The sequence below is a fragment of the Pseudoflavonifractor sp. MSJ-30 genome, from assembly GCF_018918045.1.
GTDB lineage: Bacteria > Bacillota > Clostridia > Oscillospirales > Oscillospiraceae > Faecousia.
Map to the genome: position 1 here is coordinate 1 of NZ_JAHLPU010000033.1, position 24,186 is coordinate 24,186.

The 24,186-nt window shown below is 55.7% G+C and carries 21 protein-coding genes and 2 pseudogenes; 8 read left to right on the plus strand and 15 right to left on the minus strand.

Annotated features, from left to right (window positions below; translation table 11 throughout):
- Window positions 1-158: 158 nt before the first annotated feature.
- The 8 genes and pseudogenes from KQI10_RS05125 to KQI10_RS05160 form a co-directional block, all read right to left on the minus strand.
- The gene (locus KQI10_RS05125) at window positions 159-287 is read right to left on the minus strand and encodes a transposase (protein ID WP_216566339.1); all 129 of its coding nucleotides are present in this window, start codon (window positions 285-287) and stop codon (window positions 159-161) included.
- Window positions 288-291: 4 nt separating this feature from the next.
- Window positions 292-387, minus strand: a pseudogene (locus KQI10_RS05130) (troponin T, cardiac muscle); the annotation flags it as partial.
- Window positions 388-516: 129 nt separating this feature from the next.
- A complete protein-coding gene (locus KQI10_RS05135; protein WP_216566340.1) occupies window positions 517-960 on the minus strand; it encodes a GNAT family N-acetyltransferase in 444 nt (147 codons plus the stop codon).
- Window positions 961-1,272: 312 nt separating this feature from the next.
- Window positions 1,273-1,875 carry a Type 1 glutamine amidotransferase-like domain-containing protein gene (locus KQI10_RS05140; RefSeq protein WP_216566341.1) on the minus strand — a complete coding sequence of 201 codons (603 nt, stop codon included), beginning with the start codon at window positions 1,873-1,875 and terminating at the stop codon, window positions 1,273-1,275.
- A 132-nt stretch (window positions 1,876-2,007) separates the two neighbouring features.
- Window positions 2,008-2,265 (minus strand): annotated as a pseudogene (locus KQI10_RS05145) (TnpV protein); the annotation flags it as partial.
- A gap of 65 nt (window positions 2,266-2,330) precedes the next feature.
- Complete coding sequence (locus tag KQI10_RS05150; protein WP_216566342.1) at window positions 2,331-3,407, minus strand: ABC transporter ATP-binding protein; 1,077 nt, start codon at window positions 3,405-3,407, stop codon at window positions 2,331-2,333.
- 3 nt (window positions 3,408-3,410) lie between these two features.
- Window positions 3,411-5,123: an iron ABC transporter permease gene (locus KQI10_RS05155; RefSeq protein WP_216566343.1), complete on the minus strand. Its 1,713-nt coding sequence runs from the start codon at window positions 5,121-5,123 to the stop codon at window positions 3,411-3,413.
- A 200-nt stretch (window positions 5,124-5,323) separates the two neighbouring features.
- Window positions 5,324-6,511: an ABC transporter substrate-binding protein gene (locus KQI10_RS05160; protein ID WP_216566344.1), complete on the minus strand. Its 1,188-nt coding sequence runs from the start codon at window positions 6,509-6,511 to the stop codon at window positions 5,324-5,326.
- Between the two features lie 465 nt (window positions 6,512-6,976).
- On the opposite strand from KQI10_RS05160, the gene KQI10_RS05165 reads away from it, so the two are divergent.
- The 8 genes from KQI10_RS05165 to KQI10_RS05200 all read left to right on the plus strand — a co-directional run bounded on the left by KQI10_RS05165 (window position 6,977) and on the right by KQI10_RS05200 (window position 16,784).
- On the plus strand, window positions 6,977-8,146 hold the full coding sequence (locus KQI10_RS05165) for a starch-binding protein (protein WP_216566345.1): 1,170 nt from the start codon (window positions 6,977-6,979) through the stop codon (window positions 8,144-8,146).
- 68 nt (window positions 8,147-8,214) lie between these two features.
- The gene (locus tag KQI10_RS05170; RefSeq protein WP_216566346.1) at window positions 8,215-9,423 is read left to right on the plus strand and encodes an extracellular solute-binding protein; all 1,209 of its coding nucleotides are present in this window, start codon (window positions 8,215-8,217) and stop codon (window positions 9,421-9,423) included.
- A 13-nt stretch (window positions 9,424-9,436) separates the two neighbouring features.
- On the plus strand, window positions 9,437-10,327 hold the full coding sequence (locus KQI10_RS05175; protein WP_216566347.1) for a carbohydrate ABC transporter permease: 891 nt from the start codon (window positions 9,437-9,439) through the stop codon (window positions 10,325-10,327).
- Window positions 10,327-11,172 (plus strand): sugar ABC transporter permease, encoded by an 846-nt coding sequence (locus tag KQI10_RS05180; protein ID WP_216566348.1) that lies wholly within the window; start codon window positions 10,327-10,329, stop codon window positions 11,170-11,172. Before KQI10_RS05175 ends, KQI10_RS05180 begins: the two co-directional genes overlap by 1 nt.
- Window positions 11,169-12,884 carry a glycoside hydrolase family 13 protein gene (locus tag KQI10_RS05185; protein ID WP_216566349.1) on the plus strand — a complete coding sequence of 572 codons (1,716 nt, stop codon included), beginning with the start codon at window positions 11,169-11,171 and terminating at the stop codon, window positions 12,882-12,884. The genes KQI10_RS05180 and KQI10_RS05185 overlap by 4 nt, the downstream gene beginning before the upstream one ends.
- A 74-nt stretch (window positions 12,885-12,958) precedes the next feature.
- The gene (locus tag KQI10_RS05190) at window positions 12,959-13,966 is read left to right on the plus strand and encodes a LacI family DNA-binding transcriptional regulator (RefSeq protein ID WP_216566350.1); all 1,008 of its coding nucleotides are present in this window, start codon (window positions 12,959-12,961) and stop codon (window positions 13,964-13,966) included.
- A gap of 120 nt (window positions 13,967-14,086) precedes the next feature.
- Window positions 14,087-15,547, plus strand: a complete 1,461-nt coding sequence (locus tag KQI10_RS05195; protein ID WP_216566351.1) for an MBOAT family protein — start codon at window positions 14,087-14,089, stop codon at window positions 15,545-15,547.
- Window positions 15,516-16,784, plus strand: coding sequence for a hypothetical protein (locus KQI10_RS05200; protein ID WP_216566352.1), 1,269 nt, complete (start codon window positions 15,516-15,518; stop codon window positions 16,782-16,784). The genes KQI10_RS05195 and KQI10_RS05200 overlap by 32 nt, the downstream gene beginning before the upstream one ends.
- 137 nt (window positions 16,785-16,921) lie before the next feature.
- Here KQI10_RS05200 and KQI10_RS05205 read toward each other — a convergent pair whose 3' ends face one another.
- From KQI10_RS05205 to KQI10_RS05235, 7 genes are all read right to left on the minus strand, one after another.
- The gene (locus tag KQI10_RS05205; protein WP_216566353.1) at window positions 16,922-17,638 is read right to left on the minus strand and encodes an MgtC/SapB family protein; all 717 of its coding nucleotides are present in this window, start codon (window positions 17,636-17,638) and stop codon (window positions 16,922-16,924) included.
- Between the two features lie 5 nt (window positions 17,639-17,643).
- Window positions 17,644-19,092, minus strand: coding sequence for a cation:proton antiporter (locus tag KQI10_RS05210; RefSeq protein ID WP_371818363.1), 1,449 nt, complete (start codon window positions 19,090-19,092; stop codon window positions 17,644-17,646).
- Between the two features lie 192 nt (window positions 19,093-19,284).
- Window positions 19,285-19,818, minus strand: coding sequence for a DUF2284 domain-containing protein (locus KQI10_RS05215; protein ID WP_216566354.1), 534 nt, complete (start codon window positions 19,816-19,818; stop codon window positions 19,285-19,287).
- A complete protein-coding gene (locus KQI10_RS05220) occupies window positions 19,815-21,275 on the minus strand; it encodes an ASKHA domain-containing protein (protein WP_216566355.1) in 1,461 nt (486 codons plus the stop codon). The genes KQI10_RS05215 and KQI10_RS05220 overlap by 4 nt, the downstream gene beginning before the upstream one ends.
- A gap of 12 nt (window positions 21,276-21,287) precedes the next feature.
- Window positions 21,288-21,923 (minus strand): corrinoid protein, encoded by a 636-nt coding sequence (locus KQI10_RS05225; protein ID WP_371818364.1) that lies wholly within the window; start codon window positions 21,921-21,923, stop codon window positions 21,288-21,290.
- A gap of 75 nt (window positions 21,924-21,998) precedes the next feature.
- On the minus strand, window positions 21,999-22,808 hold the full coding sequence (locus KQI10_RS05230) for a methyltetrahydrofolate cobalamin methyltransferase (protein WP_216566357.1): 810 nt from the start codon (window positions 22,806-22,808) through the stop codon (window positions 21,999-22,001).
- 103 nt (window positions 22,809-22,911) lie between these two features.
- A complete protein-coding gene (locus KQI10_RS05235; protein WP_216566358.1) occupies window positions 22,912-23,952 on the minus strand; it encodes a uroporphyrinogen decarboxylase family protein in 1,041 nt (346 codons plus the stop codon).
- Window positions 23,953-24,186 lie beyond the last annotated feature (234 nt).

Consider the following 24,186-nt stretch of genomic DNA (forward strand, 5'->3'; position numbering starts at 1 on the left):
TGAAATGTCATTGCGAGCCAGTGACCGAGTCACTGGTGTGGCAATCCCCCGGATAGACGTAAAATCCAGGATTTTCTAGGCTCTATGTCAATAGTTGGGGTAGAGAAAAAACCAAGCGATGATAGATCGTGTCGGGGTGAATAGCTCCGGCACGGTTTTTATGTATGGCAGAAAAGGATTCTCTTTCTGAAATTGTAGAAACTCCGCATAACAAAGCAGATTCGCTTCAGAACCTTTGTTTTGTTGTTGCAGCCTTCAATGAAGCCATTTGACCAGGGAACATCCATGGAGGTCCAGACGCTCCAGCTTGTGCTGTTCCTGTGCAAGCTGCGTCTCGGCTCGTTCCTTTTCGGCTCGAAGCTGTTCAAGGGTTTTCGGTTTTGTCATTGTGATTGACCTCCTTTTTTGATTTTGGGGATAAAAAAAGACCGTCAACTTTTCGCATAGTGCGACCAGTCAACGGTCTGATTTTCGGTATTCGGTTTTTGTGTTCAGTTAGACAAACCGGAATTTTAATTATAACGGTCTTTGCAAATACACCATATCTACCAACTGTATTCCACTCTCATAGATTGGGTGGTCATAATTATCTATAAAGAAATTTGATATGATATGTGAACGGACAAAACCACACTTTTCATAAAATGGTATTGTCAGTGGGCTATCGCCTGTTCCCACTTGCAGAATGGCATATTGCTCTCTGTAATTATTAACAATAAACTCAATTAAGGCTCTTGCATAACCTTTCCCTTGATATTCTGGAACTGTCGCAATGTTCTTGATTTCAAGTATGTCATTTTCTTTATCGGTTATGACACACTCACACTTGACCCCATTATCATCAAGTACATACATCTTGCCGTTATCAAGATAACGGTCAACCATATCTTCCTGCTCATCTGCTAATAAGAGCAAATCAAAATATTGTTTTTTATTTTCTTTAACTTCAATAATTTTCATCAATCGCACCTACAAATTCCGATTTGCTTGTTCCATAAAATTCATTTTATTCGCCTTCAAACTTGCTGGCGGCGAACAGCATTTTATGCTGTTTGCGGACGGCAAGTACACAGGGGATAGCCGCATTAGCGGTGCAAGGGGGTGTAGCTCCCTTGACGGAAGGTCGTGACGAAACATGCTCGGTCGAGCAGTTTTCTTCTGCTGACCGGGAATGAAGCGACCCAGGACGCACTACTCTCGACAGAGAGTATAGAAGTGCGACTTTTAGTTTCTAAAGGGATTATATCTGTTCGACAAACTGGAATTTTCAAATTAGTCTTTGCAAATAACCTTTGAACCTTCACCATCAATTACAATTCCCTGATGGTTGTTAATAGGGCATAGATTCAAATCCGAAAACTCAGTCATTATTTTCTCGGTAACTTTCTTAAATGGTGCTGTAAGATAATGCGGCAGAACATAGAAATCAAGCAAATCAAGCCCTGCATCATCTTCTTGTGAGTAGTCCTCCGGCTTTTCATCCATTTGTTCAATATATTGGATGGTAGGAGCGCATACAATCGCACCTGCCGATTCGCCGATCATCAGTTTTCCCTTTGCCAATTCTTTCTTCAACAGCTCATCCGTTCCCGTTTTACGGAGCTGGTCTATAAGGAAAAAAGAATTTCCACCGGTAAAATATATCACATCCGTATCTTCAAAAACAGATTGTATCGTTGAATAAGCCTCCGTTGAAATATCAATTTCAGTTACGGTTGCTCCCAGTTTATTAAATAGCTTTCGAGCCGAGCCGACATAACCGGTGTAGCCTTCACGCAGCGATGCTGTTGGAATAAATGCGACTTTTTTGTTATCAATTTCTTCTTTTATCAAACTTCCTACACCTGAAAAGTGCGAACATAAAAACAGCTTCATCCATATTCTCCTTTATAAATTTGTTGCTCAATTTCGCATTCAAATTATACCATAAAGCTTGTAAACAATTCTACCTCAACTTTTGTGAGATATGAGAAAAGTCCGAACAGTTTTCTGCCCGGACTTCCTCGCTCAATCATAAATCAATTCCGCTTTCACAATTTCCTCTGCCTGTGCCTTGCAAGCGTTCATCTGCCGCACCCGCTCCATCTGGTTTTCGGCTTTCAGCTGTTCGGTCACGCCGTTTTGCTCTGCCAGTGACCGCACGATCAGCTCCATGCGGTTTCGTGCTGTCTCGTCAATCTCGGCGCAATGCTCAAAGAGCTTGTCGGATAGCACCAGCTCATTGAACAGTATCGGGCGGTGCATTTCCAGATACGCTTTGCGGAGTCCAAAAGAAAGCCGTGCAGATGGAATCCATCCGCACGGCTTTTTTGAGTTGCGAAAAGACTGCGTTACAGCACGTGGACATTCTCCGGATCGAAGACCAGATGGCACTTGTCGCCCACCTGATACACCCGCTTGTTCTTGGGATTGGGATCCGTCAGCTTGACCAGAGTGTCGCCTACCATGACGTGGTAGTTCTGGTAGCTGCCCATGAAGCAGGAGAGGACGACCTCACAGGGCAATCCGCCTTCCTCCGCCAGAGCGGCGGCCTCAGGACGCAGGACAATGGTGTAGTCCCTGCCGACCTCCATACCGGGAACCGGGGCGGCGTGGCAAATGTCTCCGGACACGTTGATCCGGGCACGGCCGTTCTCCAGAGCCTCCAGCTTGCCCTTCAGGAAGTTTGCTTCACCGATGAAGTCGGCCACGAACTCGTTGACGGGGTGATAGTAGATCTCCTGAGGGGAACCAATCTGCTCGACCACGCCGGAGCGCATGATGATGATCCGGTCGGACAGGGCCATGGCCTCGCTCTGGTCGTGGGTGACATAGATGGCGGTGATGCCCACCTCCTGCTGGATGCGGCGGATCTCCGTCCGCATGGTAACTCTCAGCTTGGCATCCAGGTTGGAAAGAGGCTCGTCAAACAGCAGCACGCTGGGCTCGATGACCAGGGCCCGGGCCAGGGCCACACGCTGCTGCTGGCCGCCGGAGAGCTGGTTGGTCATGCGGCCCTCCATGCCCGTCAGCTCCACCAGATCCAGAATTTTCATGACCCGCTCTTTGATCTGGTCCTTGGGGACGTGGCGCAGCTTCAGGCCGTAGGCCACATTGTCAAAGACGTTGTAGTGGGGGAGCAGGGCGTAGCTCTGGAACACCATGGCGGTGTCCCGCTTGTTGGGGGTCAGGGCGTTGATGGGCTCGTCGCCCAGATAGATTTCGCCCTCGTCCGGGCTTTCGAAGCCCGCGATCATCCGCAGAGTTGTGGTTTTGCCGCAGCCGGAGGGCCCAAGCAGGGTGACAAACTCGCCGGGGGCAATGGTCAGAGAGTTATCCCTGACGGCATAAAAAGGCCTGCCGGTTTTGGGATCCTGGTAGATTTTGGAAATGTGCTCCAGGCGCACACCTTTTTTCTTCTTTTCCATGGCTTACTTGCCCTCCTTGATTTTTCTGCTGGTGCCGAAGTATTTTGTGACCAGATTCATGAGCAAGACGCTCCCGTAGGTAATGCCGATGAGGATGGTTGCAAAGGCACAGGCCAGACTGTAGGATCCTTTTTCGGCAAACTCGTTGATCTGCACGGTGATGAGCAGGAACTGGGGCGTCACCAGCAGGATAATGGCGGAAATGGCGGTAATGCTGCGGACAAAGGCGGTGACAAGGCCGCTGAGGAAGGAATCCTTGATGAGGGGCAGAGTCACGGTCATGAATACCCGGAAGCTGTCCGCACCCATGTCATAGGCGGATTCCTCAATGGACTTGTCAATCTGCCGCAGGGCGGAAATACCGCTGCGGGTGCCTGTGGGCAGGGAACGGACCACGAAGACGATAATCAGAATGGCGCCGGTGCCGTAAAGCCCCTGCAAAAGTCCCGTGTGGAACAGGCCGCCGGAGAAGCCCCGGATATAGCCAACGCCCAGCACCGTGCCGGGCACGGCCATGGCCAGCATGGATACTGCCTCTATGAAGCCCTTGGCTTTGAACTTCCGCTTGACCACCAGATAGGAGATGATCATACTCAGCAGCGCCGTAATGGGGGAGGCGATCAGGCTCAGGATGAAAGAATCCCGGAAAGCCTGAAGTCCGTGGTAGCGGGAGAAGACCAGCTTGAACCACTTGCCTGTCAGCGGGAAGAACTTGAAGCCCCAGGTGGGGAAGCAGGCCCCGATGGGCACGCACAGGTACATCATGATGACGAAAATGGCCACCAGTGTGCACAGAACGGTCAGAGGGATCTTTACGCTCTTATCCGTAATGAGCATCCGGCCCCGGGAGGCCTTGCCCGTCAGGGTGGCGGCAGTTTTGCGCTCCAGATAATACTTCTGGACGGCAAACATACAGAGCGTGATGCACAGCAGCACCACGGCCATGGCTGCGGCGCCGGCTTTGTCGTAGGCGCCGGTGATCTGTAAGTAGATGGTGGTGGCCAGAGTGTCATAGGAGCCGCCGATGATCATGGGGTTGGCAAAATCTGCGATGGACTCGATAAAGGTCACGAGAAACGCGTTGCCCAGACCCGGCAGCATCAGAGGCAGGGTTACGCTGGTGAACACCTTCCAGCGGGAAGCGCCCATATCCCGGGAGGCCTCCTCCAGAGAGGGGTCAATATTTTTCAGCAGGCCCTTCAGCATCATGTAGCAGACGGGGAAGAAGGTCAGGGTCTGGACCACGGCGATGCCCCAGAAGCCATAAACGCTGTTGTCATAGATTTTCAGCAGGAACCGGGTGATGATGCCGGCCTTGCCGAAGAGCATGATCATGGAAAGGCTCAGCACGAAGGGGGGCGAGACCACGGGCAGCATGGACACGACCTTGAACAGGCCGCCCACAAACTTATCCATCTTCACATATACTTCCACATAGGCAAACAGCAGGCCCACCAATGTGGAGAGAATGCCTACCAGAAAGCCCACCTTCAGTGTATTGGTAATGGCGTGGGTAAAGGTGGGCATGGCAAAAATGCGCTTGAACACGTTGAAGCTGAAGCCGCCGTCTCCCACAAAGCTGTCCACCAGCAGAATGGCCAGGGGATAGAGGATAAACAGTGTTAAAAATGCGATCAGCACGACAATGGTGGTCATCAGAATGGGGTCAGCCATCAGCTTTTTCCGGTCCAGTGCCGCGCTCTGGTTCTTAGCCATAGGCGGGTCCTCCTTTGTTCTGCTCTCTGTAAGGGCGGCGGCCTGCGGCCTGTCCGGCACCTGGCCTGAGCACCCGGCTTCCTGGGGCCGGACGCAATACATTTCGGGCAGCAGGCTGCCGTCCTTACAGAAAACGCTAATAAAGAGACGGCGGCAGAAGCCGCCGCCTCTTTGGCTATCGGGAAATGAGAATCTGAAAATTACTCAGTCTTGAAGCGGTCCGCACCGGTATCAGCGCCGCCGGCGTTCAGAGCGTTCATGACTTCCTCAATATAGGTACCGATGTTGTTCTTGGCATCCTCAAAGTCATAGTCCATGACGTTGTCGGGATCCAGGCCGAACTGCATGGCGACCTCAGGCTGGGTGGCGTTGTCGATGACCAGGAACTGGTAGGAGCCGTTCTGGGCAGCCAGATTCACGCACTCGGGGGACAGAGCGTACTCAATCCACAGCTTGGCGGCGTTGGAGTGGGCAGCACCCTTGAACATGGCGGTAGCGCCGACCTCGAAGGAGGTGCCGCTGGAGGGAATCACCAGCTCCACATTGGTGTAGCCGTTGTCCACGATCTGGGTGATACCGTCATGCAGGAAGCCGATGCCGATGACGCACTCGCCGGTGCCCACGTTCTTGGAGGGGCCGGAGCCGGACTTGGTGTAGACTTCGATATTCTTATCCAGGTCAACCAGGTACTGGATGCCTTCGTCGTGGCCGTACTTCTGGATCATGGTGTTAATGACCAGCTTGGCGGTGCCGGCGGTGTTGTAGTTGGACAGCCAGATCAGACCCTTGTACTCGGGCTTCAGCAGGTCGGCCCAGTCGGCGGGGGCTTCCAGATTCAGGCGGGCCAGTTCATCGGTGTTGACCATGAAGCCCAGGATGCCCTTGTAGATGCCGTACCACTTGCCGTCGGGATCCTTGTACATGTCGCTGAGCAGATGAGAAGCGTTCTGGGCGGCGTAAGGCTCCAGCAGATCTTCCTTGGCCAGCACGTTGTAGGGATCGGTGGTGCCGCCGAACCAGACGTCAGCGGAGGGGTTGCCCTTCTCCTCTTCAATCTTGGCCTGGACCTCACCGGTGGACAGACGCTGGTAGTTTACCTTGATGCCGAACACTTCCTGGAAGTGCTCGCAGGCGGCGGCCAGGTACTCCTCTTCGCAGGAGCCGTAGACCGTCAGCTCACCCTCGGCCTGCGCCGCGGCGATCAGATCGTCCATGCCGTCAAAATAGCTGGGATACTTGCTTTCTTCCTTGGGGGCGTCGGCAGCGGCGGTGGTATCACCGGCTGCGGGCGCTGCGGTGGTGGCGGCAGGCGCGTCGGTCTTGCTGCCGCAGGCAGCCAGGGACAGGACCATTACCACGGCCAAAAGCATAGCCAAATACTTTTTCATCATTGTTTCCTCCATTCTGTGTAACCTCGGTAAATAGAATACCGGGAACAGGGTTTATTATAATCACCGAAACATGCCTTGTCAATCCTGAATAGAAAAGTGAGTAAAATTTTTTTGCATTTGTGTATTATGAATATACGGTACAATTCCGGGCAAAAAGGGATATGGAAAGTTATGCGTTTTGCGGAGTGCCCGGTACTGCTGCCGTTGACAGAGCATAGAGTGAGGCGGGATCGGAAACAAATTGGGAAAATACTTTCTCTGCGAAGAAGTCTGCGGGGGCAAAATTCTGCCTGTATGTTAAGAATTTCAGAAAAATTAAGGATGAAATGCACAAATTACGAAATACGAATATGTATGAAATGAACATATTTTATAACGAAACTACTTTCGTGATTCTCCGTTGACGGCGGAAAACGAGGGTGCTATATTGGGTTTACCAACAAAAATACAGGAGGGTAAACCATGAAAAAGATCGTTGCAGTTCTGCTGTCCGCTGTGCTGCTGCTGGGCGTGCTGTCCATGACGGCCTTTGCGGATGCGGCAGAGGAGGAAACCACCATGATCCCCGTGGTCGTTCAGGTGCCGGAGGACTGGGGCACGCCCAATCTGTGGGCCTGGGCCGACGACGGCACCAATGCCTTCGCCGCCTGGCCCGGCGAGGAAATGGAGGCGCTGGCAGAGGGCTGGTACTACACCTATGTGCCCGACTTTGTACAGAATGTGATCGTCAACGCCAATCAGGGCACGGACAAGGCCCTCCAGACCGAGGGTATCGTTGTGGAGGCCGGCAAGGAGGTCTGGATCACCGTGGCGGAGGATCAGACCGCGGCTGTTTCCTATGAGGCCCAGCTCCGGGGCGAGATTCCCGCCTATGTGGAGAAATTTGTGGTGCATGCCTATGTGCCCCTGTCCTGGAAGACCGTGAATCTCTGGGCATGGTCCGCTCCCGACGGCACCAACGCCTTTGAAAGCTGGCCTGGCAAAGCCATGGCCGAGGGAGACAACGGTTGGTTCACCTGCAAGGCACCCACCTGGATCAACTCCGTGATCATCAACGGCAATGAGGGCACCGTGCAGACGGAGGACATCAGCGTTGAGGGCAAGGAGCTGTGGCTCACCGTCTATGAGGACCTGACCTATGATCTGAGCTATGAGGACCCCGACAAGGCGGTAGACGATATCACCGTTCACGCTCAGGTTCCCGAGGACTGGGCAGAGCCCAGCTGCTGGGCCTGGTCCGCGCCGGACGGCACCAACGCTTTCTCCGCCTGGCCCGGCGAGGCCCTGACCAAGGACGGCGACTGGTACACCATTCAGGTACCCGGCTGGGTCAACTCCATCATCATCAACGCCAGTGAGGGCACGGTGCAGACCACCGACCTGTCCGTGGATACCGGCAAGGATGTTTGGATCGTGGTAACGGATGCTGAAAACGCGGAGGTTTCTTATGAGGAGCCTGCCCAGACGGCTGCTTCAGAAACCACCGAAGCCACCGAAACCACCGCTCCCGCTGCCACGGATGTGCCACAGGAGGAGACGAAGGGCGGCAATACCGGCCTGATTGCCGGCATTGCGGCGGTCGTAGTCATCGGCGGCGGCGCGGCCCTTGTCGGCAAGAAGAAAAAGAAGTAAACTGACTGTATCCCCGGCGGGTACACGGCTGCCGTGTACCCGCTGACGGTCTATCTGAGGAGGCACTTATGAAACGGTTTTTCAGTCTGCTTTTGTGCGCCGCAATGCTTTTGAGTCTGGCCGCTTGCGGCAGCGGCGGGGCAACCGGCACGGACGCGAACAAGCTGGTCATCTGGCACGACAAGGAGGATGCGGTAATTTCAGCCCTGTCCGAATACCTTTCTCAGGCCGTGCCGGACCTGGACATTCAATTTGAGAAGAAAACAAGCCTGACGGATTCTCTGAAGCTGGTGGGCAACGACCCTTCCGCCGCGCCGGACCTGTTCCTGTTTGCCCACGATAAAATCGGCGTCTTTGCGGAAATGGGGATTCTGGCCCCCATAGAGCCTCTGCTGGAGGAGGGGACGCTGGAGGATTTCCTTCCCATGACGCTTCAGGCAGCCGCCTATAAAGATACCCTGTATCAGCTGCCGCTGTACTTTGAGACTCTGCTGTTTATGTACAACCGCCGCTATATGCAGGACAACGAGGTTCCCGCTACGACGGAGGAACTCTACAGCTACATGGAGAACAATACGGGCCGGGGCCGCTATGGCTTTGTGGAACAGCACAGCACCGCCTATTATTCCGCCGCCTGGATCCATGGCTTCGGCGGCTCCATTATTGACAGCGACGGCAATCCATTCCCGGATGCCCAGGCCGTTCAGGACGCCCTGGCCTACCATCTCAAATTCGTGCGTCTCATGCCGGGAGAGACGGAATACAATACCGTCAATACCCTTTTTCTGGAGGGAAAGGCAGACGCGACCATCGGCGGCCCCTGGATGGTTCCCTCTGCCAGAGAGGCCGGAATCGACCTCGGTATTGCGCCTATGCCCACTGTGGATGAAACCGGTCTGGCGCTGGCGCCTTATTCCGGCGTCCAGGGCGTACACGTTCTGAAGGCCGCCGCCGAAAAGAAAACCGCCGCGGTGAAGGAACTGCTCGGGGTACTGGCAAAGCCGGAAATCGGCACCTCTCTGGCCCTGGCCAGCGGCTGCGCACCGGCCAACAGCGCCTGCTACGAGGATTCCCGGGTCGCGGAGGACACGCTGGTCCAGGCCATGCGGCAGACGGCGGAAATCGCCGTACCCATGCCCAATATCCCTGAGATGGACGTTATGTGGACAGTGGTCGGCAACCTCCTGACGGATGTGAACCTGTCCGGCAAGGACATTCCCTCCAGCTTCCAAGGGGCGAAAGAACAGGCGGAGAGCCTGATTGCGGGTATGCGCTAAAAGGAAAATGCCTATGGAGAAAAAGAAACGGCGGGAATGGATCCGCTCCTATGTCTGGTCAGCCCCTTCTCTGCTGCTGATTGGACTGATGGTGGTGTTCCCCATACTCTATACCTTTTACATCAGTCTGACCAATATGAACGTCTACCACTGGTTTGACTTCACTCTGGTAGGGCTGGACAATTACATCCGGGCGCTGTTCGTCTTCGATTCCGGCTTCCTGTCGGCCCTGCTGGCAACGATCCTGTGGACGGCGGTCAGCATGGCGTTACAGCTGGTGATTGCCTTTGTCCTGGCGAACCTTCTGAATATTCAAAAGCTCCGGCTGCGGAAGCTCTACAAAACAATTCTCATGTTTCCCTGGGCCATGCCCGGCTATGTGGGCATTCTGCTCTGGAAAACCGGCATGTTCAACACCCAGTTCGGTTTGCTGAATCAGTGGCTGGAAAGGCTGGGCTTTGCAGCAGTCCGGTGGCTTTCCTCCGATGTCTCGGCATTTCTGTGCTGCACGGTGGTCAATCTCTGGCTGGCCCTGCCGTTTATGATCATGATCATGGACGGGGCTCTGCAGAGCATTGACAAAAGCTACTATGAAAGCGCGATTCTGGACGGCGCGGGGGCTTTTGCCCGGGCAAGGTACATCACCATCCCCGCCATGCGGCCCATCATCGCCCCGGCGGTGATCATCACGGTGTTTACCACCTTCAAGCAGTTTGATGTGGTGTACCTGCTGACGCAGCAGGCCGGGGCGAAAACCGGCTCCGGATTCCACACCATCCTGACCTATGCCTACGAAAACGCCTTTATCACCAATAATTACGGCTATTCCTCGGCCATTTCCATGATCATCTTCGGGCTGCTGCTCCTGTTCTCCGCGAAATTCCAGCTGAAGGAGGATGCCTGATGACAAAACGCCAATTGCGGGAGGGGTTAGGCCTGACGGCGCTGAATCTGTTTTTCCTCGCCCTGTGCTTTCTGACCCTGATTCCCATTCTCTATGCCTTAAGCGTCTCCTTCAGCGGCTCCAACAGCCTGTTAAGCTCGGATTTCTCCTTTATTCCCAGAAATTTCACCCTGAAAAACTATCAGGAAGTCCTCTTTGGGGAGAACATTACGGTTTGGTTCCGGAATACGGTCTTTCTGGCAATCGTGACGGTGTTTCTGTCCCTGCTGGTGGCGGTTCCGGCTGCCTACTGCTTTTCCCGCCGCCGGTTTCCGGGCAGAAAAGCGATTCTGCGATGCCTGGTTCTGCTGAATTCCTTTCCGGCGATCCTCTCCATGTTTGCCATTTACCGCCTGCTGCGGCCCATGGGACTGGTCAATACCCGGCTGGGGCTGGTTCTGGTCTATACCGGCACCATGGCGGTATTCAGCCTGTGGAACACCAAGGGCTACTTTGACACCATTCCCACGGAAATTGAGGAGGCCGCCAGAATTGACGGCGCAACCGATACTCAGATCGTTCTAAAAATCGTCATGCCTCTGGCAAAACCCAGCATTGTCACGACAGCGCTGCAGGTGCTGATTTATGTGTGGAACGAGTATATCTACGCCACCACCTTCCTGACAGGGGAGAGCAAGTACACCCTTGCCGCCGGACTGAACGCTTTGCAGGCCACGGAGATGACCGGCTCCTGGCCCGTCTTCGCGGCGGCGGCCATTACGGTATCCCTGCCGGTGCTGGTGATTTTCTTCCTGTGTCAGAAGTACATGACGTCGGGACTGACCGCCGGAGGTGTGAAGGGATGAAGCAGGATGCCGTTTTGCACATCCCCATGTCGGAATACTGCTGCGGGCTGGATGAAAGGCGCATTGTCTACCGGCTGCGCTGCGCCAGGGACGATTTGAAGCATGTCACGCTTTTCTACGCCGACACGGCCTGCCGGGTGAACCCGATCCTCTTCACCGCTGTGCCTATGGAGAAGATCCTGTCCGATATCTGCCACGACTACTGGCAGGTAATCGTGGAAAGCCCATATAACCGGGTGTACTACTATTTTCAGCTGGACGATGGCGAGCAGACAACACTTTATTACAGCGGCCTGTTTACCAATCAGCTGGCCCAGGACCGCTCGGAGTATTTCAAGCTGCCCTTCAACCATCGGGCGGATATTGCCCGGGTGCCGGAATGGGTAAAGGACGCGGTGGTCTATAACATCTTCCCGGACAGCTTCGCCTCAGGCAAATGCCGCATTGCGGGCACATCTCAGCCCCGGCAATTCGGGGGGCAGACCCTGCGGGGGCGGCTGGGCGGAACGCTGGAGGGCGTGACTCGGAATATAGACTACCTGAAGAACCTTGGCATCAATTGCGTCTACTTAAATCCCATCTTCGCCGCCGGGGAATACCACAAGTACGATCTGCTGGACTATTATCATGCAGACCCCTGCTTCGGCGGTGACGGAGCATTCCGGGAAATGGTAGAGGCCCTGCATGCCGCCAATATCCGGGTCATCATTGACGGAGTATTCAATCACTGCGGCTGGCATTTTTTCGCCTTTGAGGACGTGCTGAAAAATCAGGAAAAGTCCCCCTATAAGGACTGGTTTTATGACCTGACCTTTCCTGTCCGCCGGCCCGAAACGGCCGAAGAGCTCCCGGACTACGCCTGCTTTGCCTATGAGCGCATGATGCCGAAACTGAACACCGCGAACCCCGAGGTCCGGAAATACTTCTGCGACGTGGGGACCTACTGGGTCCGGGAATACCACATCGACGGCTGGCGGCTGGATGTGGCCAGCGAGGTCAATGACGGCTTCTGGCGGGCCTTTCGGGAGGCTGTCAAGGGAGTTGACCCGGAGGCTCTGCTCATCGGCGAGGTCTGGGAAAGTGCCGGTCACTGGCTCCGGGGGGATATGTTCGACTCCACCATGAACTACGACTTCCGGAAGCACTGCCGGGCCTTCTTTGCCGAAAAGCGCATAGACGCGGCGGAATTTTCCGGCCGGGTTACGGATATGCTCATGCGCTACCGGTTGCAGATGCTCCCCGCCCAGCTGAATCTGCTGGACAGCCACGATGTCAGCCGCTTCCTGTCCCTGTGCGGGGGAGATACGGCCGGTTATCGCCTGGCGGTTCTCTTCATGATGTGCTTTGTGGGAATGCCCACCGTGTTTTATGGGGACGAGCTGGGCATTCAGGGTATCCGGGAGGAGGAATACCGCGCGCCCATGCCCTGGGAGGCTGGCAATCTATCCCTGCTGGCCTTTTTCAGGAAAGCCATAGCCATGCGCCATGCCCTTGCGCCGCTGCGGGCGGGGGACTTTCGAGTGCTGTCCGCCGAGACAGGCAGCCGGGTGTTCTGCTTCCGCCGGAGCCTCGGAGAGGACGCGGTGACGGTGACTGTCAACGCCGGGGATGCCCCGGCGGATATCCCTGTTTCCGCGGAAAAACTTTATTGGGCGGAGGGCCTTGAGGATAGCACCCTGTCTTCGGGGGGATTTGTGATAACCTGCCATTAAAACCTTTCCCCGACCCTTTCGGGCCGGGGAAATTCATGCTATACTATAACAAAACTGAAAGGCGGTGAAGCAGCATGGGCGTGACAATCAAGGATGTGGCCGAGGCGGCGGGGGTATCGATCTCCACGGTTTCCAAGGTCCTGAACGGACACTACAGCATTTCCGAAAAGACGGCGGAGCGGGTCCGGGGCATTATGCGGGAGATGAATTATTATCCCAATGCCAATGCTCAGAGCTTCGCCAGCGGCTCCAACCATACGGTGGTGCTGCTGGCCAATCTTTCCCCCAATGCGGCGTTCCGGAATCCCCATATGTTTGAGATTATCGCCGGACTGGAGGAGGCCCTGTGCAGACGGGGCTACCGGCTGATCCTGCGGGGCGCGGACGCCACCTCCGCCTGCGGCATTGCGGAGGAGATCATCTCCCGCCGAAGCGCGGATGCCATCGCCATCCATGTGGGCGTTATGTCCCATCCTCTGGCAGCCGTGCTGACCCGGCTGCGGTTTCCCCATATCGTTCTGGGAGCGCCGGACTTTGAAAGCCAGGTCTGCTGGATCGATAACAGCAATACCTATTCCGGCGCGGTAGCCGCCGGGTACCTTCTGTCCCGGGGCTATCGGCGTCTGGCCTTCATCGGCGGCAGATCCTATGATTTGGGCTCTGCCCTCCGCCTGCAAGGCGTGAAGCAGGGACTTGCCAACGGGGGAGAAAGATTAGAGGATCAGTATATCTGGCTGGGAGAATCCACCCGGGCGGACGGCTTCCGCATGACGGAGGGCCTTCTGAACCAGAAGCAGCTGCCGGATGCCATTATCTGCGCCAATAACTATATTGCCCTTGGCTGCGTGGACGCGGTGCTGAAAAGGGAAATGCGCATTCCGAAGGATATGGGGATCATGGCCTTTGACGACTATCCCTTCTCCCAGATCATGGAGCCGCCTCTGACGGTGGTGGACATCAATGTCCGGGATATGGGCGCTCAGGCGGCAAAATTTCTGACGGATATCATCCGGCACCCCAATATGCAGATCCAGACCTATATCACCACCTCCAACGTCATTGCCAGAGGGTCAACAAGGTAGGCGGATCAAATATCTGGACACAGTATTGAATTTTCTCAGCGTATCAAATTCGGGTTGCCCCAAGGGCCCGGGTATGATATACTGACAGCAAAAGGCGAAATTTCGCCAAACGGAGGGCGTATGGTCTTTAATTCCTACGGCTTTTTGCTGTTTTTTCCAAGTGTACTGCTGCTGACACGGGTGTGTCCCCTGAAATGGCGCAATGGGCTCCTGCTGCTGGCAAGCTACCTGTTCTATGCCAGCTGGGGCAAGCGATGGTGCGTGCTGCTGTTGGGCATCACGATCCTTGTATATGTTCTGGGCCTGCTGCTGGAGCGGAAAAGACGGAAATATCTGTTCCTGCTGGGGCTTTTGGGTACGCTGGGGGCGCTGTTGGCGTTCAAATACCTGGATTTTGGCCTCTACAGCCTGAATGCCCTGTTGACGAAGCTGGGGCTTGGCGCGCCTCTGCCCCGGGTCAGCCTTCTGCAGCCCGCGGGTATCTCCTTTTTCACCTTCCAGGCGGCGGGGTACCTGATCGACGTCTATAAAGGCAAATACAAGCCGGAAAAGAATTTTTTGCGGCTTGCGCTGTTTGTCTCCTTCTTCCCGCAGATCCTCTCCGGCCCTATCGGCCGGGGCGACCAACTGCTGCCCCAGTATGAGAAGCCGCAAAAGGCGGACTTTTCCCAGCTGCGCCGGGGCTTCCTGATCCTGACCTGGGGCTTTTTCCTGAAGCTCTGCATTGCGGACCGGGCGGCGATCCTCGTCAATACGGTCTATGGCAGCTATGAGAGTTATTCCGGCATCTTCCTGGTGTTCGCCACTCTGGTCTATGCCCTGCAAATCTACGGCGACTTTGCGGGCTACTCCTATATGGCCATCGGCGCGGCGGAAATGCTGGGCATCCATCTGCCGAAAAACTTTGATACGCCCTATTTCGCTCAGTCCATCCAGGAATTCTGGCGGCGGTGGCACATCTCTCTCAGCACCTGGTTCCGGGATTATGTCTATTTCCCCTTGGGCGGCAGCCGGTGCGCGGTCTGGAAAAAATACCGTAATGTTCTGATCGTTTTTCTGGTCAGCGGTCTGTGGCATGGGGCCATGTGGAACTTTGTGGTATGGGGCGCCATCCATGGGCTTTACCAGATCTTCGGCGGTATTACAAAGCCACTGCGGGAAAAGATGCTCAACGCGCTGCGCGTTGACCGGGAAACCGCCTCCTACCGGCTCTTCCGCATGGCCATTACATTTTTGCTGGTGGATTTTGCCTGGCTGTTTTTCCGGGCGGACGGACTGGAAGCCGCAATTGCCATGCTGCGGGTGATTTTTACGAATCTGACCCCCACGGCTCTGGTGGGCGAGGCCTTTTATACCATGGGCTTGGACCGGCAGGAATTCTGGGCGCTGCTGCTCTGTACAGGGGGCATGACGCTGATCGATGCCCTGCGCTGCCGGGGCCATGGTATCACCGAGTGGTTCGGGCGGCAGAACTGGCTCTTCCGGGAGCTGGCACTGGCGGCGTTTATGCTGATTATCATTACTTTTGGAATTTGGGGGAACGGCTTCGATGCATCCAGCTTCATTTATTTCAAGTTTTAAGCGCGTTATCAGTGTGCTGGTGCTGCTGGCGCTGGTAATTTCCGGCGTCGTCTTCCTGAGCCGTGCCTTGGCTATTACGGACGGGCCTGAAAAAAATGGCGCTTTTCTTCAGGACGACCGGCAATATGATGTTCTCCTCTTCGGTTCCAGCCATATGGTCAATGGCATTTACCCCATGGAACTGTGGAAGAATTACGGAATTACCGCTTATGATCTGGGGGGGCACGGGGCCTCCCTGGCTGCCAGCTACTGGGAAATGCGGCTGGCCGTGGAAAAGCACAAGCCCAAGGTCGCCGTGCTGGATGTGCTGTTTGCGGGTTCTGACTATACGGAAATGGAACTGGGTCTGGCCCATGAGCTGTTCGACCCCTATCCGCTGTCCCGTCTGAAGATTCAGGCGGTGCGGGACATTTTCGCAAACAAGGGAGACCGGATGGAACTGCTGTTCCCATTGGACGTGTACCATAACCGCTGGAAGGAACTGGATACGGAAATGGTGGAGCGGGGGCTGGCTGGCTGCATGCAGGCCTCCCCGGAAAAGGGCTCCGAGCTTCGCGTTGGTACGGTGGCCTTGGAACGGATCCCCCTGCTTCCGGAGACGGACCGTCTGGAAGCACGGACCATTGCCATGGATTATATCGAGAAATTTATCATCTTCTGCCAGGAGAATGATATTATCCCTGTGCTCGTCTACATCCCTGGCCAAATCTCCGAGGAATGGCAGCGGGCGTGCAATACCGCCATGGCCTTGGGGGAAGCATTAGGTGCCAAAACGCTGAATCAGCAGTACATGGATCTGATTGATTTCAATACGGACTGGTACGACGAGGGCCGCCATCTGAATCCATCTGGGGCACTGAAGGCAACCGATTCCCTGGGCGCGTTTCTACAGGACCAGTGCGGCCTGGGAAGCCATCTGCAAGACTCCGCTTACAGTGCGTGGCAGGAAGACTACAGGATGTATGTAGCCTATCTGACCGAAACCATGCAGGCTCAGACAGATCCGGATCAGTTCCTCAGTCTCGCTGCCCTGGAATGCTTCACGGTCGAAGCCACCATTTCTCCGGACTTTTCAGATCAAACCGTTCTGCACCAGCTGCAGAGCCTGGGGGTCACTCCTGCCATCCGCAAGGACGGCCCCGATTTGGAACTCATCATCCGGGATACCCAGGGAAACGAACTGGTACATAAGTGCTTTGAAACGGAAACCACGCTTACAGAGACTGTGGATGCGTAGAAAACCATGAAATATGGGGTCCATATACCGGGTTGCCGAACCGGCAGCCTGTATGAGATGCCCCATAACGAATGTTCAAAGAAAAACGGTCCCGCAGGCTGTATCAAAGTCTGCGGGACCGCTTTTGTCGGTGAAAATTACATTTCCTCAATGTGGTATACATAATCCAGCGAGCGGAGGGCGGAAATGATGTCTTCGTGCTTTTTGTACTGCTTCAGTTCCTTACTGGCCACAGTAAAGGAAACAGAGAAGACGCTGATGCCGGAATTCAGGTAGGCCGGGTTGGATTCGATATCATCGATACGGATACCCAGAGCCCGGACGGTGGAGACGAAATCCGGCAGATCGCTTTTGTTTTTCAGTTCCAAATGGACTTCAAAGTGGTTGGAGCGGTCCTTCAGGTGCTTTTCCAATACCGGAAGACTGGACATGCAGGCCAGCATGGCGAGAAACAGCCCTACTGCTACCGTATAGACCCCCGCGCCCAGAGCCATGCCGACGACGGCGCAGCACCAGAGGCCTACCGAGGTGGTCAGCCCCTTGATCTGGCTTTTGGAGCTGAACAGGATGGAGTTGCCGCTGATGGTAGCGGTGCCGATCACCGCCGCGGCGGAGAGAATGGGCACAGGCGCGCCCAATTGCAGCATGAGATACTGGTCCATGAGCATGGTGCCGCAGCCCGCCAGACATACCAGAATAAAGGTCCGCAGTCCGGCGGAATGGCGCTTGCTGGAGCGCTCGCAGCCGATGATTGCCGACAGCGTCACGCTGAGCGCCAGCCGGAACAGCACGCCCGGCAGGGTAAGACCTGTGCTCCATTCGCCCAAAAGGGCCCCAATCCAATCGTTTTCCATATGTATTACCTCCGCATTGAGAAATAGCGCCGCTGAAGCTGGCTGTGTGCAAAGTGCTCCTCCGCGGCCTCCGTAAAGGCCGCCTCCTCTTCGCTCACGGCGGGTTCATGCTCCGGCAGCGACTTCTGAATCTTCTGAATCCGCTCGATCAGAAGCTGCACATCGTTTTTCGGCTGCCCGGCCTCTGTGACCGGCTCCACCGGGGCCAGATCCTCCAGACGGGTGGAATAGGACCGGGACAGGTACAGCGCCAGCTTGGCGCACCCGGGGCCGATCAGTTCATAGAGAACGCTGGAGGCCAGAATAATGGTCTGCAGGTCCTCACCCATGGTCCCGCCCAAAGTCCGGGCACCCAAAGCAGCCAGTCCGATGGCCACGCCGGCCTGGGGAATCAGGGCCAGGCCCAGATAATTGCGGACCAGACGGCCCTTTTTTACCATCCGGCAGCCCAGCCAGGCACCCAGATATTTGCCCAGAATGCGCACCAGAAAATAGGTGCCGCCGATAACCAGCAGCGGCACGCCGTTCATGGCGCCGCTGGCGGATACCAGCGCGTCCAGCCGGAAGGACATACCGGAGCGGACAAAGAACAGCAGCAGAATCGGGGGGCTGAAATAGCCCAGCTGCTTAAAGAGCTTATCGTTCTCCGCAATATTGGTATATACTGTGCCCATAGCCATGCAGCCCAGCAGCGGAGAAATATCCAGCAGGGCGCAGATGCCGCAGAAGGAGAACAGCAAGGCAATGGAAATAATCAGCTTGTTGTCTGTAGAGCGGTTGCTGGGCATGAGCAGCTTCATGAAAAGGCCGAACATGCCGCCCAAAGCCATAATCAGAATGTTCAGAGTCACCGGTCGGAGCAAAGCGCTCAGGGTAAAGCCGGTGCCGTCCAGAGAGGCCAGCGCCACGGAGATGGCGATGGAATAGAGTACCAGCCCTACCACATCGTCCAGGGCTACCACCTGAAGAAGGGTATCCACAAAGTCGCCATGGGCGCCGGTCTGCCGGATGGTCATCATGGTGGAGGCAGGTGCCGTGGCAGAGGCCAGGGCGGCAAGGACAATGGAGAAAGCCAATTCCAGCCTCAGAATCCAATAGGTCAGCACAAAGACCGCAACGGATGCCAGAACCGCCTCGCAGACAGTGATCCAGACCACCTTCATACCGTTGCGCTTCAGCACGGAGAGCTTGAAAAACTCGCCGGTGGAGAAGGCGATAAAGGCCAGGGCAATGTCTGACAGAAAGTCGGTGCCGTCAATGATCCGCTGGGGCACCAGATCCAGACAGTAGGGCCCGATCAGGATCCCGGCCAGAATATAGGCGGTGACGTTTGGCAGCCGCAGCCGCTTGGTAATGCGGGTGAGCAGAAAGCCGGAAAACAGCATCAGAGCCACGGAGATAATGACCGTCGGCACCTGGGGCAGGTTCATCAGTGTATTGTGCAGTGCGGCCACGGGACACACCTCCTTTGTCGTGTAAAATATATTTTACATTTGCTACATTATAGCCCGGAACAGTCGGTTCGTCAACAGCATATTTTACATATTCTTATGAGTATTCTGCGAAAAATTGTTGTAAATAGATAAAAAAGAAAAGAAAAAGCCGGGCAATCCATTGCGATTGCCCGGCTGGAAAAAGAGCTTTGTTCAATCAAACAGAATACAGGCCGTATAGGCCAGCGTGTTGGGGCCGTGGTAATAGGGGACTCCCGCCGCGGCGCAGGCATCGTTCACCAGCAGACCATAGCCTTCCATGGAGGCGCAGGCCCGGTCCGGGAAGCGGCACTTCTCCGGGTAGGCGCACTTGCCGCAGATGCGGCAGCCGCCGGTGCCTAGGCACAGAGCCGTCTTCTGCTCGGCATGGGCTTTGTCCGCCAGGGTGTGGAACCGGGCGGAGTGATTCTGCTCCGCTTCCATCATCCCCTCAATATCAAAGGAGTCCTCCAATTGAGCTACGGACTGCACAAGAATACCTTTTGTCTTGGCCCCAATGCGGGCAGTGCAGGTTTCCAGACTGCCGCACTCCGGAGGGCAAGTCCAGTTCTTGCCATAGGCATGGCATTTATCCGCGGCGCACATTGCCCGGACCTCCGCGTTGGGCTTCAGCGCCGCCGGGTCTACAGGCGCCGCTTCGGCAAAGCCCAGCTCTTTGGCATAGGTCACCCATTCTTCAATGGTCATTCGTCATCCTCCTCAAAGGTCAGGCAGTCCACATAGCAGTCCTGGAATTCCGGCAGAGCTGCCAGCTCCAGAAATTCCGTTTCTTCTGCCAGCTTGGCGGCGTAGGAGAATTCTCCCCCGCTCAGGCTGCATAGCTTTGCGCCCTCACCGGCAGCGTTGCCGATAGGCTCAATTCTGTCCACCAGCTCCGGCGGGATCATGCCGATACGGCAGGCCGAGGCGGGGTCCAGATAGTTGCCGAAGGCCCCGGCCAGCAGAACCTGTTCAATATCCCCGATTTTTACGTCCAGGTGCTTTGCCATCAGTTCGATGCCCGCCCGGATGGCGGCCTTTGCCAGCTGCACCTCCCGGACATCCTTCTGGGTCAGCACCACATTTTCGCAGAGGGTATCGTCTCCGTGCTCCAGATGGCCCATCTCGTCAATTTCGCCATTTTCCAGCAGTACCGCAATCAGATCCAGCAATCCTGAACCGCAGAGGCCTACGGGAGACTTGTCCCCAATGACGTGATAAGAGACTGTGCCGTTCTTCAAAAATACATGGTCCACGGCTCCCTCTGCCCCCCGCATACCGCAGGAGATTTTCGCACCCTCAAAGGCAGGCCCCGCGGCGGTGGAGCAGGCGACGGCTCGCTTACGATTGCCAAGCACCATCTCGCCGTTGGTGCCGATATCGATGAGCAGCGTCAGCTTCTCCCGGCGGTCAAATCGGGAGGCTACCAGACAGCCTACGGTATCGCCGCCTACGAAGCCCGCAATATTGGGCAAGATCCGTATTTTCCCGGAAATTGGCAGCCATCCGGCAGCGTCCATTGTGCGTGCGGAACGCTCCCTCGGCATATAAGGCGGCGTAATCAGCGGCCGGGGGTCGATGCCCAGCAGCAGATGGTGCATGGCCGTGTTGCCAACGATGGCCGCGCAGGTGATGTTCGTCGGCGCGATACCCGCCTGCTTCGCCGCCTGACGGGTCAGACTGTCCAGAGCGGCCAGAATGCACTGCTGCATTTCCTTCCCGCCCCCGTCCAGCACATACTGAATCCGGGAAATTACGTCCGCGCCATATTGCCCCTGTGGGTTCAGGGTGCTGGCCTGGGCCAACAGAGCCCCGGTTTTGCCGGAGAGCAGATAGGCAACCACAGTTGTTGTGCCAATATCGATGGCAAGGGTATAGGCGTCTACCCCATCCGGGACGGTCTGCACGCTCTGGCTTGCGGTCAGAATTCGGGCGGCTGACACCTGGGGAACGGTCACGACCATGTTTTCTGTCACAATAGTCTGACAGGCCAGGACTTCCGCCCCGGCCTGTAACGTGACTTTACATTTCCCGCAGGTCCCGTTGCCGCCGCAGGGTGCGTAGGGCTTCAGGCCTGCCTGAATTTCTGCCTGAAGCAGCGTCGTCCCCTCATCCACCGGGACGGTTATCCCGGCAGGCAGAAATGTGACTTTATACTGCTTCATTGGTTTTCCAAGTTAAGCGGCAACCAGTTCCTTGGCCTTCTTGGCGGCGGAAGCGGCGTCGGGAGTGTAGGCGTCAGCACCGATCTTGTCGGCAAACTCCTGAGTGATGGGGGCGCCGCCGACCATGACCTTCACATCCTTGCGCCAGGGAGCGGCGTTCAGAGCGGTAACGGTTTCCTGCAGAGCGGGCATGGTGGTGGTCAGCAGAGCGGAGCAGGCCACAATCTTGACACCGGGGTTCTCCTCGTAGGCGGCCAGGAACTTCTCAACGGGAACGTCAACACCCAGGTCGATGACTTCAAAGCCGGCAGACTCGATCATCATTGCAACCAGGTTCTTGCCGATGTCGTGCAGGTCACCGGCGACGGTGCCGATGATGACCTTGCCCAGAGCGCCGGCGGCACCGGAAGCCAGATGGGGCTTCAGAACCTCAACGCCCTTCTTCATAGCCTTGGCGGCAATCAGCATTTCGGGCACAAAGATGGTGCCGTTCTTGAAGTTTTCGCCAACAACGTCCATAGCGGAAATCATGGTATCCAGAATCTTGGAGGCCTCAACGCCCTCGTCCAGAGTTTCCTGCACAGCGGCGGGAACCAGCTTTGCCTTGCCGCGAACAACCAGATCGTGTACATTTTCGAGACTCATAATAAAATTCCCCTTTTTAATGTATTTTTTTTATTTCAGGGAGACCCGATTGCCGCCGGGTCTCCCGTCCGTATGAATTTACTGCTTGACCGGTCCAAACAGGCCGTCACGGTATGCACTGATGTACTCCATGCAGTAGTCGTCCAGGCCCAGCAGCGCTTCGGTGGCGAAGATCACGCCCATCATATCCCGGTTGGTGGGATCCAGAATGGCGCTGTCCAGTCCGGCGTTCATGGCAAGAACCGTAAAGCCCAGGTTCACCATCTTCCGCACGGGCAGGTTGAAGGAGATGTTGGAGACGGCGGCGGTAATATGGATGCTGGGATATTTGGCACGGACAGTGGAGATAACCTCCACGTTGGTCTCAATGCCGTTCTCGGAGGTGCAGAGCATTTCCACCAGAGGATCAATGTGGATCCGGTTGGGAGCGATGCCGTACTCCTTGGCCTTGGCCATGATCTTGTCAAAGACCCGCAGACGGTCGGCGGCGTTCTTGGGAATGCCGGTGTCGTCGGACAGCAGGGCAATGACCTGCCAGCCTTTGTTTTCGGCCAGAATGGGGAAGATCTTATCGATCTTGTCACCCTCGCCGGAAACGGAGTTGATCAAACCGGGCTTGTTGCAGAACTTGTAGGCCTGGGTCAGCACATCGGCGCTGGGGCTGTCCACGGCGATGGGCAGGTCGGTGACGGACTGGATGCAGTCGATCATCCAGTGCAGCGTCTCCACTTCCTCCGCCTCGGGGACGGAAGCGCAGCAGTCGATAAAGGTGGCGCCGGCATTGGCCTGAGCCACGGCACGGGCCTTGATGAACTCGGCATCCCGCCCCGCAATGGCCTTGGCCACCACGGGAATGGAGCCGTTGATCTTCTCGCCGATAATAATCATTGGAATCTCTCCTTCTCAAATTAAAATTGTCAAAGTTCTTGTGCGGCCCGGGAAGCCCCGCCCCGGCATTCTGCCCGGGAGGCGCTTTCCGAAGGGCGAAGCATCAGAACATGATGCTGATGGGCAGACGCTGGGCCTCCAGCTGCTCCTTGGTGAAGCCGAAGTGCTTGCAGTTGTAATCGTCAATGGCATCCCACAGGCCCTGATAGGTGCCCTTGTACAGAGAGCCAGGGCCTCCCTGGGTGATGCAGGGAATGAAGTGCTTCATGCCGCAGGTCTCCATGGCGTGGACGGCAGCCTTCTCGCAGTCGGCGTAGGTCCAGCCCTCAAAGTCCACCTGCTTGTTGTCGATCTCGCCCATGAAGGAGATCTTGTCGCCGTACTTGGCGAGGCACTCAGGCACATTATTGGAGTGCATGCAGCCCTGCCACACATCGATACCCATGTCGATCATGGTGGGCAGCAGGTTGGCGCAGTAGGAGTCGGAGTGATGGATAATCAGCTCCACGCCGTGGCTGTGGTAGTAGCCGTAAATCTTCTGATAGGCTTCCAGGAAGAAGTCCTCAAAGATGGAGGGACGCAGGAAGGAGTTCAGCTCGCTGCCCCAGTCGTCGTGGTGCAGGATGGCATCGGGATGCAGGTTGGAGCAGATGCCCTCAGCCAGCTCCAGCTCCCAGTCGGTCAGGTACTTGATGAGATCGTGCATCTCATCGGGGTACTCCATGTAGTCCATCAGAGCTTCCTGCATGGAGCACAGGTGATGGACCTGCTCAAAGATACCGGGAGCCACAAAGGCAGCCTTATAGGCCTTGGTGCCGTCCACTGCGGCGTACATATCCTTGCAGATGTTCCACAGCTCATCGGAGAACTTCAGGCTGGGGGCATGGACATAGTCCCGCCAGTTTTCAAAGTCCTTGACAACGATTTTGTCGGGGGTATGGACAGGGAATGCGCCGGGCACATTTTCCGGGAAGGAGTTGGTCACGCCCCAGCCGTTGACCACGTTCTCCATGCCGCGCTTCAGCAGGGGCTGGGTCATCATGTAGGGGTGCATCAAGATAGAAACGGCCTCATACTGGTTGACGAACCGGTCGGGATTGCCGCCCCGGACGGTTTCACGCATATTTTCCTTTGCGGTAAGCATAATCTGTATCCTCCAAATGATAAAAATCTGTGAAGGGTTATCCACAAATTTGCGCTAGGCGAAACGCCCCCCTTTTTGTGGATTGCTTCTATATGCATCCTAGCAAATTCGAGCCATTTTGTCAATTCATGCAAAGACAATTTACAATTTTCCACACTTTGTGATTATTGCCTATTTACTTTCCGCAATTTTGCGGATATAATTTCCTTATCATCTTAAAAAGGGGAGCGTTAT